This is a genomic window from Paenibacillus taihuensis (assembly GCF_003386535.1).
Lineage (GTDB): Bacteria > Bacillota > Bacilli > Paenibacillales > Paenibacillaceae > Paenibacillus_Z > Paenibacillus_Z taihuensis.
The window spans coordinates 97,931-114,248 of record NZ_QTTN01000009.1; the positions used below are offsets into that span (position 1 = coordinate 97,931).

11 protein-coding genes are annotated in these 16,318 nt (G+C 53.3%); 4 read left to right on the forward strand and 7 right to left on the reverse strand.

What is annotated here, in order from left to right; all coding sequences use genetic code 11:
- Positions 1 to 35: 35 nt before the first annotated feature.
- The 3 genes from A8990_RS09990 to A8990_RS10000 form a co-directional block, all read right to left on the reverse strand.
- On the reverse strand, positions 36 to 542 hold the full coding sequence (locus A8990_RS09990; RefSeq protein ID WP_245995935.1) for a MarR family winged helix-turn-helix transcriptional regulator: 507 nt from the start codon (positions 540 to 542) through the stop codon (positions 36 to 38).
- A 183-nt stretch (positions 543 to 725) separates the two neighbouring features.
- The gene (locus tag A8990_RS09995; RefSeq protein WP_116188881.1) at positions 726 to 1,718 is read right to left on the reverse strand and encodes a Gfo/Idh/MocA family protein; all 993 of its coding nucleotides are present in this window, start codon (positions 1,716 to 1,718) and stop codon (positions 726 to 728) included.
- Positions 1,715 to 2,746, reverse strand: a complete 1,032-nt coding sequence (locus tag A8990_RS10000) for an alcohol dehydrogenase catalytic domain-containing protein (protein ID WP_116188882.1) — start codon at positions 2,744 to 2,746, stop codon at positions 1,715 to 1,717. The genes A8990_RS09995 and A8990_RS10000 overlap by 4 nt, the downstream gene beginning before the upstream one ends.
- Positions 2,747 to 2,934: 188 nt before the next feature.
- Between A8990_RS10000 and A8990_RS10005 the strand changes: the two genes are divergently transcribed.
- From A8990_RS10005 to A8990_RS31495, 3 genes are all read left to right on the forward strand, one after another.
- Positions 2,935 to 3,912: a LacI family DNA-binding transcriptional regulator gene (locus A8990_RS10005; protein WP_116188883.1), complete on the forward strand. Its 978-nt coding sequence runs from the start codon at positions 2,935 to 2,937 to the stop codon at positions 3,910 to 3,912.
- Positions 3,913 to 4,035: 123 nt separating this feature from the next.
- A complete protein-coding gene (locus A8990_RS10010; protein WP_116188884.1) occupies positions 4,036 to 4,815 on the forward strand; it encodes a Cof-type HAD-IIB family hydrolase in 780 nt (259 codons plus the stop codon).
- 136 nt (positions 4,816 to 4,951) lie between these two features.
- On the forward strand, positions 4,952 to 5,104 hold the full coding sequence (locus A8990_RS31495) for a hypothetical protein (protein ID WP_181909495.1): 153 nt from the start codon (positions 4,952 to 4,954) through the stop codon (positions 5,102 to 5,104).
- A 226-nt stretch (positions 5,105 to 5,330) separates the two neighbouring features.
- On the opposite strand, the gene A8990_RS10015 is transcribed toward A8990_RS31495, so the two are convergent.
- On the reverse strand, positions 5,331 to 6,269 hold the full coding sequence (locus A8990_RS10015) for a DUF4380 domain-containing protein (protein WP_116188885.1): 939 nt from the start codon (positions 6,267 to 6,269) through the stop codon (positions 5,331 to 5,333).
- A 27-nt stretch (positions 6,270 to 6,296) separates the two neighbouring features.
- Positions 6,297 to 9,647, reverse strand: a complete 3,351-nt coding sequence (locus A8990_RS10020) for a DUF5107 domain-containing protein (RefSeq protein WP_245995936.1) — start codon at positions 9,645 to 9,647, stop codon at positions 6,297 to 6,299.
- 194 nt (positions 9,648 to 9,841) lie between these two features.
- Between A8990_RS10020 and A8990_RS10025 the strand changes: the two genes are divergently transcribed.
- Positions 9,842 to 10,732 (forward strand): AraC family transcriptional regulator, encoded by an 891-nt coding sequence (locus tag A8990_RS10025; RefSeq protein ID WP_116188886.1) that lies wholly within the window; start codon positions 9,842 to 9,844, stop codon positions 10,730 to 10,732.
- 327 nt (positions 10,733 to 11,059) lie between these two features.
- Here A8990_RS10025 and A8990_RS10030 read toward each other — a convergent pair whose 3' ends face one another.
- Together A8990_RS10030 and A8990_RS10035 are read right to left on the reverse strand one after the other, a co-directional pair.
- Positions 11,060 to 13,174 (reverse strand): alpha-galactosidase, encoded by a 2,115-nt coding sequence (locus A8990_RS10030; RefSeq protein WP_116188887.1) that lies wholly within the window; start codon positions 13,172 to 13,174, stop codon positions 11,060 to 11,062.
- Between the two features lie 35 nt (positions 13,175 to 13,209).
- Complete coding sequence (locus tag A8990_RS10035; RefSeq protein ID WP_116188888.1) at positions 13,210 to 16,308, reverse strand: discoidin domain-containing protein; 3,099 nt, start codon at positions 16,306 to 16,308, stop codon at positions 13,210 to 13,212.
- Positions 16,309 to 16,318 lie beyond the last annotated feature (10 nt).

Sequence of the window (16,318 nt, forward strand, 5' to 3'; positions counted from 1 at the left end):
TGAACTTCTGCCTCCTACCCCATGCTGCCTCTTCATTATTTATCTGTAGATAGGTTTTCTTTGGGTAAAAATAAAATATCGAAATAACGATCGTCCTCCATGCCGTCTGCCTTCGCCTTCTCCTTCACTGCGGTGACGAATAGCCGAATGCCTTCTTCCACAATCTGTTGCTCGTTCGGCTGCAGCTGGCTCAGGACATCTCTGACATATTGGTTGAGCGGCTCCGGCGTTCGATTGTTGATCTCTTTCCGAACAGGATCCGTCAGCGAGATCTTCACCGCTCTCTTGTCATTCGGGTCCGTCTTCTTCATGAGTATGCCTCTTGCGGTCAGCCGTTCCACGATGTCCGAAACGGTGCTTTGCGTCATCCGGAGATTCTGCGTCAGCTGCTTGATGCTGATCGATTCGTTCATCAGCACTTCCGCGATCACCCGCGTCTGAGGAACCGTGACACCTTGCTGTTCAGCATGTCGCTGCAAATTCTTCATCATTAATCGGTGCAAATAATCAATGGATTCTCGTATAAACTCCGCTCGTTCCAAGCTCGTTCTCCTTCCCTTACGAAACTGCATCCCATAAGATACATCGTGTGCGATATATCGTGTTGGATTTATATTAGCTCTACCAAATAGGGAAGTCAAATGGCGGAATTGTGGCGACTCTAAAATAAAAGCCGAACCCTCCATTACGGATGGCTCGGCTTCGTCCTATAGGTATACGGAATCTTATTCGATCTCATCGACGCGTACCCGGCGACCGGTCTCATAAGAACGAATCGCTGCATAAGCCAGCTGTAAGGCGCGGCGTCCAGCGGAGGCGTGAATCGGCGGCTGCCTGCCTTCACGGAATGCACGTAGCATATCGTCCATGTGCTTGTCGAACGTGCGATGGAATTCCCTGTCCATATCGTTGAAATAACCGGCTTCCCACGTTTCGCCGAGCTCGCTGCCCGAAGGATGGTACGTGTAGCGTTTGACCGTATCATGAATGACCGCGCGGCCTCCCGTTCCATCCAGCTCTACCCGGTGCGTATCCGGGTAGGCGTAAGAGGAATCATAGGTTCCGATGATGCTGCCGACGGCTCCATTCGCGAATTTAAGCGCGATGGACATCGTCCGCAAGCCGCCGCCCGTCTTATCGGTCATCTCAGCCATGACCGATTCAACCTGTCCGCACAGATGCTCCAGCATATCGAAGCCATGGCACTGCGTTTCAATGAGATTCGCGTGAGCATGGTCGCTTGCTCCGTCTCCGCCGAACCGCCACGAGGCCAAGGTCAGCTCGCCAAGCTTGCCCGCGCGGATCGCTTCATACGCCAGCTGAACCGGCTTGGCGTAGCGGTGATTGAAGTTGATCGCGAAGAACAGCTCCCGCTTCGCCGCCTCGGCGAGCAGCGTATCCGCCTCCTTCAAGTCGAAAACAAGCGGCTTCTCGACCAGAAGCGGATAGCCGTCCTGAATGACTTTCAGCGTAGCTTCGAAATGGTTCTGATTGGGCAGGCATAAGCTGACCAGCTCAGGACGTTCCTTATCCAGCATGTCGCCAATATCCGTGTAGGCGTTCACGCCGAACTTCGCGGCCCTTGCCTGCGTCTTCTCCGAGTTGCGCCCGACGATGGCGCAGAAATCAATGTCTTCCCGCGACTGAAAGATTCGCGCATGCTGCAGTCCCCATCCACCGGCGCCGATCAGCGCTACTTTTACCTTGTTCGCGCTCATTGTTCAATAATCACCTTTCCGGTATCGCCTTTGAAGAACAACTCATACGCTTCTTGAATCCGGTCAGCTCCGCAGCGATGCGTAATGATCTGGCTCAAATACGGCAAATGCTCTCGTATAAGCTCGTGATTCTCCTGCAGCTCGCCGAACTGGAAGTACTCGCTTCCGAGCACAGCCCGTTCAGCAGCGATTAGATCAGACGAAACCTGCAGATTCAGCTCCTGCCCGTGGCCGACGCACACGAGCACGCCCCGTTTGTCCAGCGCTTGCAGCGCCGTTTGTCGTCCTGCCGTCTTGCCGCTCGTGTCGATAGCGACATCGAAGCCCGCGAGACCAGCTTGCTGCATCGCCTCTTGAAGCGAGGTCTCAGCCAAATTGACGGGCACAGCTCCCATACGCTGCGCAAGCTCCAAGCGATACGCCACGAAATCCATGATGAACACGGGCGTCTCCATGCCGAGCATGAGCTTGGCCATAGCCAGCACGCCAAGCCCGATCGGACCGGCACCTGCTACGAGGACAGCGCGAATGTCAGGATGGACAAGCTTGGCGCGTTTGATCGAATGGCCGCCCGTACCCATAATGTCCAGCAGCAGCGTCGCTTCCGTCAACGGCAGCGAAGGATCGATCGCGAAGAATACGTTCTCATTCACGACCATATAGGGTCCGTATCCGCCGTCGTGCGAGAAACCGTAATCGGCTCTTTTGCCAAGGCATTGATTCGTTAGTCCAAGCTTGCAGCTCCGGCACTCGCCGCAGAAGTCCATCAGGAACACGACGCCTGGCGTCCCCACTGCGGTCTTCGTACCGCTGCCTGCCGCTGCCACGATTCCCGAAGCTTCGTGCCCCGGAGTCGTATCCGTCCCGTCGTAGAACTGCCCTCGGTCCGAGCCGCACAGCGCGTTCGCCTTCACCTCGATAAGCAGCTGTCCCGGACCTGGAACCGGCACCTCTTTATCGCCGTATTGAATTTGCCCTCCGCCGATAAATTTCGGCACATTCATCGTTTGTGGAATCGTTCTCAACATCGTTGAACCTTCCTCCTCTTTGTCCCTTCGCTTGCGCGACCGCCTAAGGTTTCGTTCATACCGATTCATTTTCGCCAAGCAACAGCCGTTTCCTTCTCCCGTGCGCTCGTTTGCGCGCAGCATTCGGATTGCGATATCCTTATGAAAATGCTTGTGCTCGCGCCGAGAGAGGGGGAGACATAGACTGCGTGGCCAACATTAAACAAATCGCCAAGATGGCTGGCGTGTCCATCTCGACCGTATCGCGCGTGCTGAACGACCATCCCTATGTCCGTGAAGAGAAGCGTCAAGCTGTGCTTGATGCAATCGAGCAGATTCAGTATACGCGCAACATGAATGCCGTCAATCTGATCAAAGGAACGACGGGCAACATTGCGATTATGCTTCCTTTTATTAACCACGCCTACTTCTCCCAGCTTATTGAAGGAGCCGCTAATGAGGCGCTGAAGAGCGGATTTCACTTAATGCTGTGCCAGACGAATTACTCGGAGGTTGAAGAGACTAAAGTTCTTGAGATGCTGAAGCTGAGGCAAATTGACGGAACAATCATCGCTTCCAAGTCACTTCCGCTGGAACAGATCGAACCCTACACCCAATATGGTCCTATCGTTGCGTGTGAGAATACGAGCGATTCGTCGGTTTCTTCCGTATATCTGGATCACGATCGTTGTTTCCGCAAGGCACTGCAGCTTCTTACGGACAAAGGGCATAACCGGATCGGTTTCTGCGTTGGTCGAAGCGATGGCAATAGCACGGTGATTCGAAGAAGAGCCTATATGGAGCACATGGAACTGATTCGCCAGCCTGTGCAAGAGCAATGGATGTTTCATGACTGTTATACGATCGAGGACGGAGCCGGGGTCTTTCATAAGTTAACCGCAATGTCTGAACGCCCTACCGCCATGCTCGTGACCGGCGACCAAGCTGCTGCCGGACTGTTAATGGAAGCGCGTTCGGCAGGCGTGCGCGTACCGGAGGAGCTTGCGATTATCGGGTTCGACAACCAGCCGATTGCCAAGGTCATGCAGCTGACGACTATCGATAACCACCTGTTCGAGATGGGAACGACCGCGTTTAGTATGCTTCACGACCGTATTGCAGTCGTTAACAAGGAGCCGGAACATCGAGCTCTAGCGTTCGAAATCATAGAACGCGACACCGTTTAGCTTCCTTCCGGGTGGTGTTAAAAAATTTTTCACTTGACCTGAAAAGCTTTTCATAAATTATGCTCTTTTGTGTAAGCAATTCGTGCGAGATGAAAGCGAAAGCTGCACATGGGAGGTTTTACGATGCTGCAAACGGATAAAATTGTGTTCTTCGACTTGGACGGAACGCTTCTGGGTGAAGATAAAGAAATTCTTGCTTCGACGAAGGAAGCCATTCGCACCCTTCAACAGAAAGGCATTTATACGGCAATTGCTACGGGGCGGACACCGAACTCGTTCGATTGGATTCGCCGCGAGACGAATATCGATACTTTCGTTTCTATTAATGGACAATATGTGGTGTTTGAAGGCGAGGAGCTTCTCTCTTCATCGCTTCCAGGCGGCATGCTGCGGGAAATATCCGAATTGACGCTGGAGAACGGGCATGGCCTGGCCTACTGCAACCATCAAGGAATTACAGTCAATCAGCCTGACCATCCGCTCATTTGGGACGGATTCAAAGCGTGGAAAGCGAGCTATCCGGCAATCGATCCCCATTACCATACACACTCCGCCGTTCATCAGCTCGGCCTCTTCTGCTCGAATGAAGAGAAGCGCATGTATGCGGACCAATTTCCCGACTACAGCTTCATCCAATGGCACACGACGGCATGGGATGTGCTGCCGCGAAATGCGTCCAAAGCAGCTGGAATTGCCAAGGTTCTGGAGAAAATGGGGCTGGAAACCGAGAACGCATATGCATTCGGCGACGGTCTGAACGATATCGAAATGTTCAAATACGTGGGCACGGCTGTAGCGATGGGCAACGCCGCGGACGAGGTCAAACAAGCGGCGGATATCGTGACTTCGTCGAATTCAGATGATGGAATCCTGAACGGGTTGATTCGTTTGGGGCTGCTGTAGGAAAACCACTCTTCTTATCGAGCTCGGCGCGGACTAAGCCGGCCGTATCGTATTCACATTGTTCGCACCGCTGGAAAGCGGCTGCGACTAACCCGGTCCACTCGACGGCGGCGAAGGATGGTCCGGCGGCATCTGCATGTTCGACCGCCCGGTTAACCTGCGTCATCTATCCAAGTTCTGTATCTCCGACTCATCGTCCGCGCAATTTCTTCAATCGGCCATTCTATTCGGCGAAGCGATCGGGCTTCCTGCCGGGAAAGAGCTGCTTCACCGATACGGCCACGTATGATGGATTTTTCCATCATAGAACGCCAATTTTGAGCGAAACTGCTATCTATATTGGATTTTCCCACTCATTTTCTCTGGAAATCGCCAACTTAGCTCCTTCTGCCGAAAAATGAGTGGATTTTTCTGATTTTTCCAACATAGCCCTCTCAGTTCGCAATTAGGGCGATTCCTGAAGTGAGAGTCGGAAAATCCGACTCTCGGAGGCGCAGAGTCCCAAGTTTGTGCGCTTAGACATGCTGAGAGGCGGGAAATAAGGCTGCGGCAACAACGTCAAGCTCCCATCGTATCGCAAAAGAAGCACTTTCTCCAGGCCGCAGCGTGCACGCGGGACTATGCACTTCAAGCTCGTAATACGCATACTTGCTCGCATTATAGACTTCAACGACCGTGCCGTGCGGATATGCAGCGACATCTGCTTTTGCCTCGAATCGCTTGGTCAGCGTGTACATCTGACCATTACCTGCTTCATGACGAGCCGATGCGCAGCCCGCGTCTGTTGCAAACCCGAGCTTATACTCCAGCTCCTCCTGAAGCTGAAGCTCCATCTGCCAGCCGCCTTCGACCTGTTGAAACGAAGCATTCTCGCCGTAATAGATCGGAATCGGTTCTTCGCCGCGCAGCAGCGGTCCATCCGGAATCAGTGCTGTACCGGGACGATTCAGCATCGTCACCTGCCAGAGCCCTTTCGTTACCGGAACGGCGCTATGGTTGATCAGCTTCTGCTCCATATCCATGTATGGTTCGCCATCGATGCACGTTATCGTGCGCACGAGCTGCAGCCCTGTCTCTCGGCAGATCGGACTTGTCAGAACCAGCTCTACCGTACGGTCGTCTTTCTTCAGCAGGCTGCATTCATAGTCTCCATGATCGAGATCGGCATAAGCATTGCTGCCCCAATCGCTCTGCGGGGCGAGCCATGTTTTCTCGCCGCCGTACAGCAGCAGCGGTCCTTCTATTCGCTGTCTGCGCATTTCTTCAGCGCTGTCCGCGTCATATACAGGTCGGAATCCAGCCAACGCTTCGTTCTGATAAAGCAGATTGATTCCGTCTGCGCCGAACCCCATAATACGTCCCCCAATTCCGGGAACGACGGTTACTTCATAGCATGCCGTAGCTACGGTGATGGACGGAAAACCTAATACACTACCTTTTCTCACTTGAATCATATGATCCCACCGCCTCTTCTGCTCACATCACAAAGAGATAGCTCTGGAATGAAGGAATGCACCAAGATGATTCGCGTCCAGTCGCAGCACCGAAGCAAACTCTTCGGCTGCTTCCCCATGGCGTCCGAGTCCGAGCAACCCAAGTCCTCTCATATAACGGCAGTGAATTTCATTCCTGCCGTTCAAGTCATCCTCGAAGACGAGGAAGTCCGGCAGCGAAATCGCGAAGTAATCGATTTTGACATCGTCGAAAATATGCTTCTCCGCGTAGTCGATCAGCTTGTAGAAACGTCTCTTGGCTTCCTTCTCATTCCCCAGCTTCAGCCATGCCAAGCCTTGATAATAGATCATATCCGGCGGCTGATCGTTATAAAACATCGCGCTGGCTGGTTCCTCGAGCCCGACTGATGCGATGCGGTACGCAGCCTCGGCCTCTTCCGCATGACCTAATCCCTCATAGGCATTGCCGAGATAATAGTAAATATTGTTTTCTTGCGCTCCCGTGAGTTTGCCTTCGCCAAGGTTTACAGGATAGACGAGCGCTTTCTTCAGCCAATCGATCGCTTCGGCGTATTTGCCACCGGACAAGCATGCTTGAGCCAATTCAACGTGGGAGAGAACATATTGGCCAGTCGCTTTCCCTTCCCCGCCTTCCCACGGATGGAACTGGCGTGCAGCGAGATGTCCGGCAGCAATCCCGTTGCGGCCCAGGCGATTATGAAGCGTGACGTACTCCAAGTAGAGATCGTCTCTGCGCTCCACGAGATTGACGTGTGCGGACAATCGGTCGAGTCGTTCCTCCGGAGAGACCCCGATCTTCTTGTACAACTGATCCAGCTCATAGAACACCCTTGCATCCTCTTGATTGCAAGCAAAAGCCCGCTCCAATGCTTGAAGTGCCTTATCTTGATCGCCAAGCTTATTGTAGTAAGCGAGCGCCAAGTTCCGGCTTACGGTCGGGAATGACGGATCAATCGACAGCGACGTCTCCCAATGACTGATCGCTCTGTCAGCGACTTTCTTGTCGTAGTACAAGTTGCCAATGTAATAGTGCGCCTTGGCATCGCTCTGCACCATACGCGTGGCGAATCTTAGAACCGTTAAGTCGAACAAGGTGTTCGGGAAGCAATAGTCCGGAGATGCCGCCCCCCCAGCTTCGAGATGCTTCAGCGAAAGTTCATTTTGACCTGTTCTGCCATACAAATAACCGAGCGTGTAATGAATCATCGGATACGTGCTGCCCGATGGGTTGTCCGCGATCATATTCAGAACTTCAATAGCCTCAAGGTATAGCCCCGCGTCGGCATAGTCAGAAGCCAAGGACAAGTAATTATGGGCGTCCTCCCGGAGCAGGAACAGGAATTCCTCGTACTTCGACTCCGCTTTCTCTATATCCCCCGCCGATTCCAAAGCCAGTCTCAGCTCGTTGTTCGCACCGAAGTCTGCAATGTCCGATCGTATCGTTTCGTCGCTGAACGCGATGGCTTCCTCAAGCCGGCCGAGCTTGCGAAGGAGCGCCGCCTTCAAGTTTCTTGCTTTGTAGTTATGCGAGTTGCGAATGAGCGAACGCTCGACAAGCTCCAGTGCTTCGGTCAGCCGGCCTTGCTCGGCTGCGATTTGCGCCAAGGAGAAGTAGCCGCTGTCCTGCCATGCCGCCGACCATACGGACTTGTAGAACGCTGCGAACGCTTCTTCTTGCCGGCCTTGAAGCTTCAGAGTAACGCCCAACTGGTAATAAGCTTCGCTGTCGTAAGGGTTCGGATTGCGCCAATTCAGACTCTTGATCGCTGCGCGGAAATGAGCTTCGCACTCTTCTAACCGCCCTCTGCGAAGCAGCAGTGTTCCATATGCGACGTTTATGCGAATATCGCTGGAATCCCGCTTCAACCCTTCGAGGTAATAAGCCTCCGGCTCAAAAGTCGCGTGCCGGTACTGTTCCAAGTGAAGACCTGCTAGATACAATTGCTCGTTCGTCTTCAATTCCTCCGGCTCCGGCAAAGGCTTCGCCGCCTCTGGAATTTCTTCGATCTGCGGCTTCTTCGGTGTATAGTCCACAAGCGCCCGACCCGATGCATCCCTTACCGTCAACGTTAATTCATGTGCGAGAACATGCGAATCCAACTTGACTTCAGTCTGATATCCCTTCAACGGGGAGAGAGTGAGTTGCTCGCTGAAGTACGATTTTCCGCTAATACCGCTGCCTGTAAGCTCTATAGTTGCCCCTTCTATCACCGATGTCGCGTACACATAAATGCTAGCCGCCGCTAGATTCTCGTCGACTTCCAGGTTAATCGCAGCTTCAGTAGTCGCGTTCTTAACGACACCGATATCTTTGTAAGGCATGAAGTATTGTTTGAAGGACTTCTCTTCGTAAGGCTGCAGCCATGTAAAATCTGGTTGGTTGTCCGTGTAAACCCCTGTCATAAGCTCGATGTACGGTCCGTCTTCATCCGTCAAATTGCGGTCCCACGCTTGCCCGAATTCCCCATTGCCCCATGTCCACTGCTTCTTGCCGGGCGAAATATGGTGGTTCGCGACGTGCAGCAAGCCTGCTTGCAGCGCGTGATCGTAGCCGCCGACGAAGTTGTAATCGGATTTGTATGCCATGTATGACGTCGGCACGGGAATGTTCTTGTATCGGGAGATATCCACGCCCTCGGAATAGTCCATCTTGTAGTAGGTGCCCGTAGCAATCGGGAATTTGGACACGTCACGTTTACCGTGGTCGAATACGGCATTCACATCCGGCGGGAACACCGATTGCGTATGATCGTTGACCGCTACTGCAGGGTTCGCCCACCACAGGAACGTCTGCGGCCCCGGTGTACGGTTGTAGAGCTGGGCAGCGATTTCCAAATACGCTTTGTCCGGGTACAAGGTGAAACCTGCCGTAACCTTCGTCCCGTACATGCGGTCAATCTCGCTCACCCATACGGTAGCGCTGCCGTCTTCATTTTCCTCCAGACGGTATTCAACAGGACCGTACGTGTTCGGACGGTGATGCTGCGGCCAGTTGAATTCGATGCCTCCCGAAATCCACGGTCCCGCTAGCCCGACAAGCGCAGGCTTGATGACCTGATTATAGTAAACGAAATCATAGTTGTTCGTGCGATCGACCGCGCGATAGATCCGGCCACCGAGCTCGGGCATGATCTCGATGTGCAAGTAATCGTTCTCCAAAATAACCATCCGATAAGGATGCGGCTTCTTCTCGTCTTCTATTTTATCAATGACGGGATGCGGGTACACTTTGCCGGAACTGCCCTGATAGACGCGCTTTTCCAGAAACATTGGATTTTTGTCGGGTTTCCCTACACCGTATGTCGGAATTTCGACGATCTCTTCCCAAACGCGGGAACGCCCTACTGGCTGAGTCAATTGCAGTCACTCCCTAATAAAGTATTGAATCTTATCTCTACTTTATCGAAGAGCGAGTGGGAGAACAATTGAACATCCCCTGATAATGATGGATTATATTCTGATTTATTTGACCTTGCGTGCCATTACTACAGTTTATACAATAGCAGTAACATACACTGCCTCCGAGACCCATAATGAAGGGAAATGATTCTATGAACGCCACGAAAAAAATGGAAGGATTCCGAGAGCAGCGACTATTCGTCCTTCCCGAATACATGCAGCGCGAGCTTGCCGGAACCGAGTTGACCCGGCAGCTGTTCGTGAGCGATATCGGCTTCTTCCCGCATGCCAAATACCACTACAGGGAGCGGCCGGAAGGCACTGACGCTCATATCTTTATCTATTGCATCGATGGTCACGGACATGTGGAGTTGGACGGCGGTGAGCCTCTCGATACCGGACCTGGCAGCCTTATTGTGATTCCTGCATACCTACCCCACCGCTATTGGGCATCCGAACATGAACCATGGAGCATCTACTGGTTTCATCTTAAAGGAGACCATGCCAGGGAATTGACCCAAATATACGGATTGGAGTCCAAGCTTGTCCCTCTTCCCCGCACCATTGTCTCGGAATTCGTCGCGAACATCGACCAATCGCTCGCGATCATCTTGGACAGGCCCTATTCCATTCATGCTCATGTCTATGTGTCTCAGACGATACGCTGGGTATTGAGCGGCGTTGGGCAAGAGCTCATGCATGCAAACCAGGACCATAAACGGGATCAGTATCTAGAGAAAGCGATGCGCTATATGAACGAGCACGTCGGGACAACCGTTCGGCTTCCCGAGCTTGCCAGATCTACCGGGCTTTCGACGCAGCACCTCATCTACCTCTTCAAGAAAGAAACCGGCTTCTCGCCAATCGATTACTTCCTGCGAATGAAGATGCAGCATGCAGCGAGTATGCTCGACCTAACGGACTTAAACGTAAGAGAGATTGCTGCGGCCGTTGGCCTCGCCGATCCCTACTATTTCTCCCGCATATTCAAGAAGCTCATGGGTCACTCGCCAACCGAATATCGGAAAATTCCTAAGGGTTAGCGCTATTGCGCGCTGCTGGAAATCGCAAAAAAGCAGGCTGCATGATACGCAGCCTGCTTGGATTATAAAGAAAGATTGTAAAGAACGTTCGTTCCCTATAGTGGAAAAATCCACTCATTTTCGCCGAAATTAACGATTTTTATTGGCTATATTGGATATTTCCACTTATTTTAGGCAGAGCGGGCGGAATAGCGGGCTTTTGGGTTGAAATGAGTGGATTTATCCAACATAGGCTGAGTTTTTGTTCTTTTGGGCCACTTTTTAGTGGATTTTTCCACTATAGCCGGGAATGGTGAACCGCCCCCTGGCTTTCGAATTGACCCATTCTCAATTCTCCACTCGAGCGATGCGGATCATTCGGCTCTGGAAATCACCTGATAATCCTACTGCAACGCCAACCTGCATGAGGAAGCTTCCATGCTGGGTAACCGTTCGTCCATCTCCGGCATCCACCTTATACACGGCATCCGGATCCAATCCTTGCAAAGTAAGACGGGACTCCCATGCGCCGAAGTGCTGCGCCTGACGAAGGGCGAACACGACGGATTCCTTGCCGTCTCTAGCGACATACTGGCATGCCGCAACGTTCGAATGCCGCAATGACGATAAGCGATATAGATCGCCATGCATCGTAATCGAGCGGATTCGTTTATATTGCTCCACGTAGTCCTTCGCTTCGGCCAGCTCTTCCTCTGACCAGCGGTCGATGTTCGCGCCTATCCCGAGACCGCCCATCATGGCGCTATGGAAACGGAAGGAAAGCGGAAGCCTTCTTCCATTCATGCCATGCGGGGATTCCGTAACCCAGCACATCATGACGGATGGGTCATATGCGTAAGTGAAGCCTTCCTGAATATGCAGCCGATCGAGCGCGTCCGTGTTGTCGCTGATCCACGCTTGATCCGCATACCGCAGAATGCCAAGGTCAATTCGTGCGCCGCCGCCTGCACAGGTCTCGAACTCGACGTTCGGGAACCGTAAGCGGAGTTTGTGCCATATGTCATACAGGTTGTTCACATGGCGAATCCAGTCCGAATGTTCACTCTGCTGCTGCTCACCGGCGATTCCAGGTTCCGTAACCGTTCGGTTCATATCCCACTTGATGAAGGAAATGTCATACGTGCCGAGCAGCTCCGTCATGAAATCGAGCACATACTGTTTGACTTCCGGCAGCCCAAGATTCAGCAGCAATTGATTCCGAAGCTGAGAACCGGTACGCGCCTTGAATTGATATACCCATTCCGGATGCGCGCGGTATAAGTCGCTGTCGGGATTGACCGATTCTGGCTCAACCCAGATCCCGAAGTCCATGCCGAGCGAGTTCACCTCGTCGATCAACTCGTTCAAGCCGTTCGGGAACTTCTCCGGGTTCACCTGCCAGTCGCCAAGCCCTGCCCGATCGCTATTGCGTGCACCGAACCAGCCATCATCGACGACGAATAGTTCGACGCCGATACCCGCCGCTTTGCGCGCAAGCGCCTTCTGGTCCTGCACGTTCACGGCGAATTCCGTCGCCTCCCAGGAATTGTACAGCACTTTGCGTACGCGGGAACCCGGAAGTACCGTTTCTTTCTGATAGCGGTGAAGATTGCGGCTCATCCCTCCGAATCCGCCTGTGCTGTAGCCCCCTGTAAATACAGGCGAAGTAAAGGTTTCGCCTGGTGCCAGCAAGAAGCTTCCGTCGAAATCATTAATGCCACCGGTCACTCTCAGATGCCCGAACGTCGTCTTCTCGGCTGCAATCTTCCAGTTGCCGCTCCAGCCGAGCGCGCCGAACCAGACGCTGCCGTGCGTTTCACTGGCGGTTCCATCGTCAATCGCAAACCACGGATTGGCATGCGGGCCTGTGAAGCCTCTTCGCGATTCCAACACTTTCTTGCCTTCCGAGAGCACATCCGACCGCAGCTGATATTCTCCAGCCCAGCGTCCCGTGACATGCGTCATACGGTATGCAGGCAGGGAAAGCACCGACCAGATGGCAGACATCACTTGCTCGATGCGGACGGCAGACGACTCGCCGTTCGTTACCGTTACATACCGCTCGATCAAGTCATACTCCGGAAACACGTGATAATGCAGATTCACCTTCAGCGCGTAATGCTCGTCAGCAAGGCGAATAACAAGCTCCTCCGGCTTATCTATCGAGAAGCCTTCGTATCGCAGCTTCAGATCGCGCACGCCATCGCCGAATGTCGCCTTCAGCGCCGGTTCCGCGTACAAGTAACCGCCCCAGCCGCCGTACTCTTCCGTTTCGCGGTCTACCGCCGCATCGAAGGAGCTGTGATGCTTCTTCCTCAGCAGATCGGAGCAATCCCCGGCATGCACCGGGAACCCCCAATAGAGGTGCTGAATCGTTCCGCTGTCGTTGATGCCAAACAGATAGGAGGACCGCTCCGTGCGGATGGCGAAAATACGGGATTCTTCCAAATAGCCGATCGGCACATCGAGCACTCCTTTTTCGTTGTTAATTTGCTGCTTTATTGATAGATCGTGAAGATCAAGTCCGTATCCGTCTGAGGTGACCAGGTCTTCCCTCCGTCACCGGAGTACTGGGCGATCCCGCCGGAATAAACGTCGCTGCTGTAGCCGAAGCCGTATTTGTTATTCGTCGAGCCGTCGTCCAGCGTATTCGGCGATCGCAGAATAAATCCGTACTTCTTCGTCGTATCGAGTCCGCTCAATCGCGGGTAAATCGAATACGGCTGCGGTGAGCCCATCAGATTGTAAGGCGGAACAGCCGCAGTAAACAGCTTCTTCACCGGCTTCAGGCTGCTATCCAGCTCCACGATGTCGATATACAGATTGTCTTCCGGTACTTTGCTGACATAGCTTTCGTAGTAATAGACGTCCATTTTAGGAAGAGATCCGCTCGTTAGCGTGAAGGTCTGCATCCTCTGAGTCGTTCCTCTGATGTCCGAATAGCTCGAGAACGAACCGTTGCTGTCATCCTGCGCGATAACGGAGCCCGTGTTGCCCGGTACGTTGTACGCTTCGATCTCGTTAACCGAGTCCAGCCAGTGGCTGGTCTTCATCTGAAGACGGAGCTTCGAGGTTGTGACCGTCTTGAAGTCCAGCACTCTCCGATCTCCAAGCGTCAGCCCTTTGGTCAGGTCGACATACCGCGATGCGGCGTCATCCCAATACTGGAGCGCATAACTCCATGTTTCATACTCCTGCTTGCCGTAGCCATACTCGCTGACAACGACGCGATTGACGCTCGTCTTGGCACCGAAATTGATTTCCAGCCACTGGTTGCTGAAGTCGTTATTCGATGGCCAGCCTGCGCTCCAGCGTGTCGCAAGATCACCGTCGATGACTTTCGAGGCTTCGGTACCGGCGCCGTAGTAGGAGGATGCCGTAGCCGTAACGCCTGCGCCGAGCGCAAAATTGACCGGAGCTTCCGGATTGCCGCGGAAGCCTTTGGCCGAGATCCGAACCATAATGGATTCGCCCGGTCTTAGCACCCGTGAGTAGCTGCCCGTGTAAGACCCAAGCGTCGTCTGGCTGTAAATCTCGGAGAGCGTGTAAGCTTTGTCCGATCTGAGCTGCAGATCACCAAAGGGGACAGTGATCGACTGGCTATTGTTCATATCCCAGTTCGAAATGCCGACAATGATGTCCCCGTTCTTATCGTTCAAATACGTAACCGCCGGCGAATGCTCGCCTTTCGAATAGAAGTTCGTCATGCTCAGCGGTCTCGCCGCTTTGCCCAGATTAGCAACCTCCAGCAGATCCTTGTTCATGACGAGTGTCTTCATCCGGTCATCCGAGAGGAACGGAACATCGTCGCCAAGCAGCAAATGCCCGCCGCCCATAACAATCGCGGTCGTCAGCAATGTGGCTTGATTCAGCGTGTTCTTGCCATAGACCCCTTGCACGATATTCTCAGGCATCGACATGTCCCCATCGTTGTACGGGTATAACGTGCCGTTAGTCCACCATGATGCCGCCGCATTGAACGCTTGACGCTCGATGCCGGAATAATGGATGCCCGCATTATCGTCGAGACCGATGGCCGTGTCGCATCCGGTTCTTCTGCCATGGGCGTACCCCGAAGGCAGCAGCGGCGCGATCGATTCGTCGATGAAGATCTTCTGCCGCGCACCGAGCAGCGTATCGCGCATGACCTTCATGCCGATCCGGTAAGCCTGCATCCCGTTCATGCTCTTGTCGTAGAAGCTGCCTTCGAACATGCCGAGATCCAGGAAGTCGAGCTTGACGTAGTCGAAGCCCGGTTCGACATGGTAGGTGTTCATCAGCCACTTCAAGTACGCCTGAGCGCCCGGATGCGTCGCATCCACAATCGGCGTGTTCAGATAGGACATGATTGGATTGCCGTTCGCATCCTTCAGCGCGATCTCGCCGAACGTATAGTTCGTCGTCGGTACAAGATCGGTCAGCTTATTCCATATCGCAAAAGGTGCTTCGTAAGAGCCAGCCTTCATCCCCTTGCTATGTACATAAGAAACATAATCCTTGAAATTCTGGACTTGCTCCTGCCCTTTGACGCCCTGATAGCTAGCGTCCAAGTTCATATAGTTGTAGCCAAGCGACTTCAGATGCGCGACAAAATAATCCGTCATGGAAAACATCGCGTCTGCTGTGGCGTATTGGCTATAGAAGTTGTACCACGTGTTATAGCCCTTCGGAACGTCGCCGTTCCACTGCAGCATCGGCTCCCCTACAGCATATGCTTGCCCGAACGTCTCGAGACCCGTCTCATAGTCGTTGAAATACCCGACGAAGAAGGCATCCGACGACACGGATGTACCGCTCTGTTGTCCGCCGGCATTGTAGACGGAGAAGCCGGTCAGCGGACCGTTCGGCGTTGCCGCCTGGCCTAAGTGCTGCATGCTCTTCCAAGCCTTCGCCGTTGCTGCGCCGGCTACGATACCGTTCTTCGACGCATTATCGAATACCGACGTAACCCAATAACTTGTTCCGTTAAACGCACTCCACTGATCCGAGGCGCCAGCAGGCAGGTCATAGCCATTCTGGCTCTTGCCGAAATCATTTACCGGAGCCACGCTGAAATCATAGTTATTCGTATATGGCGTCGTGTACACTCTCTCGTCAGTGCCGGCTCCGATATCCAAATTGTCCGATGCGATCGGCTCCAGCACGTCAATGGTCTGGCTTGCGGCATTGCTCACTGTCATGTCGGACAGGAAATACGGCTGATCCTCATACATCGTCAGCCGCAGCACGATGGCCGAGCCCGAGTCAAGCACGCTCTTGATCGTAATCCGCTCGCCGTGCTTGCCGTATTTGTCATTTCCGATGGCCTCCCACGTCGCCGAACGCGTACCGGGATCGTAGGAATGAATCCGGCCGCTCGCCCCGTACAGCTCATAATCGGAATAGAAATCCGAGATCAGCGTCGTGTCGCCTTGCTTGAAGCTGCCTCGCCCCGTCGCCAAATCGTACGTGAGCGATATCGAGCCATTATCGGCCGTTACAACAGATCCCGTCTGTCCTACATTTACTTTAGTCGGTTTAGCTTCAACCACACTTACAGGTCCAATCATCGTAAACAAGAGCAGCAAAACGAATAATCCTTGAAAGCTTCGTTTCATCTGGTGCGTC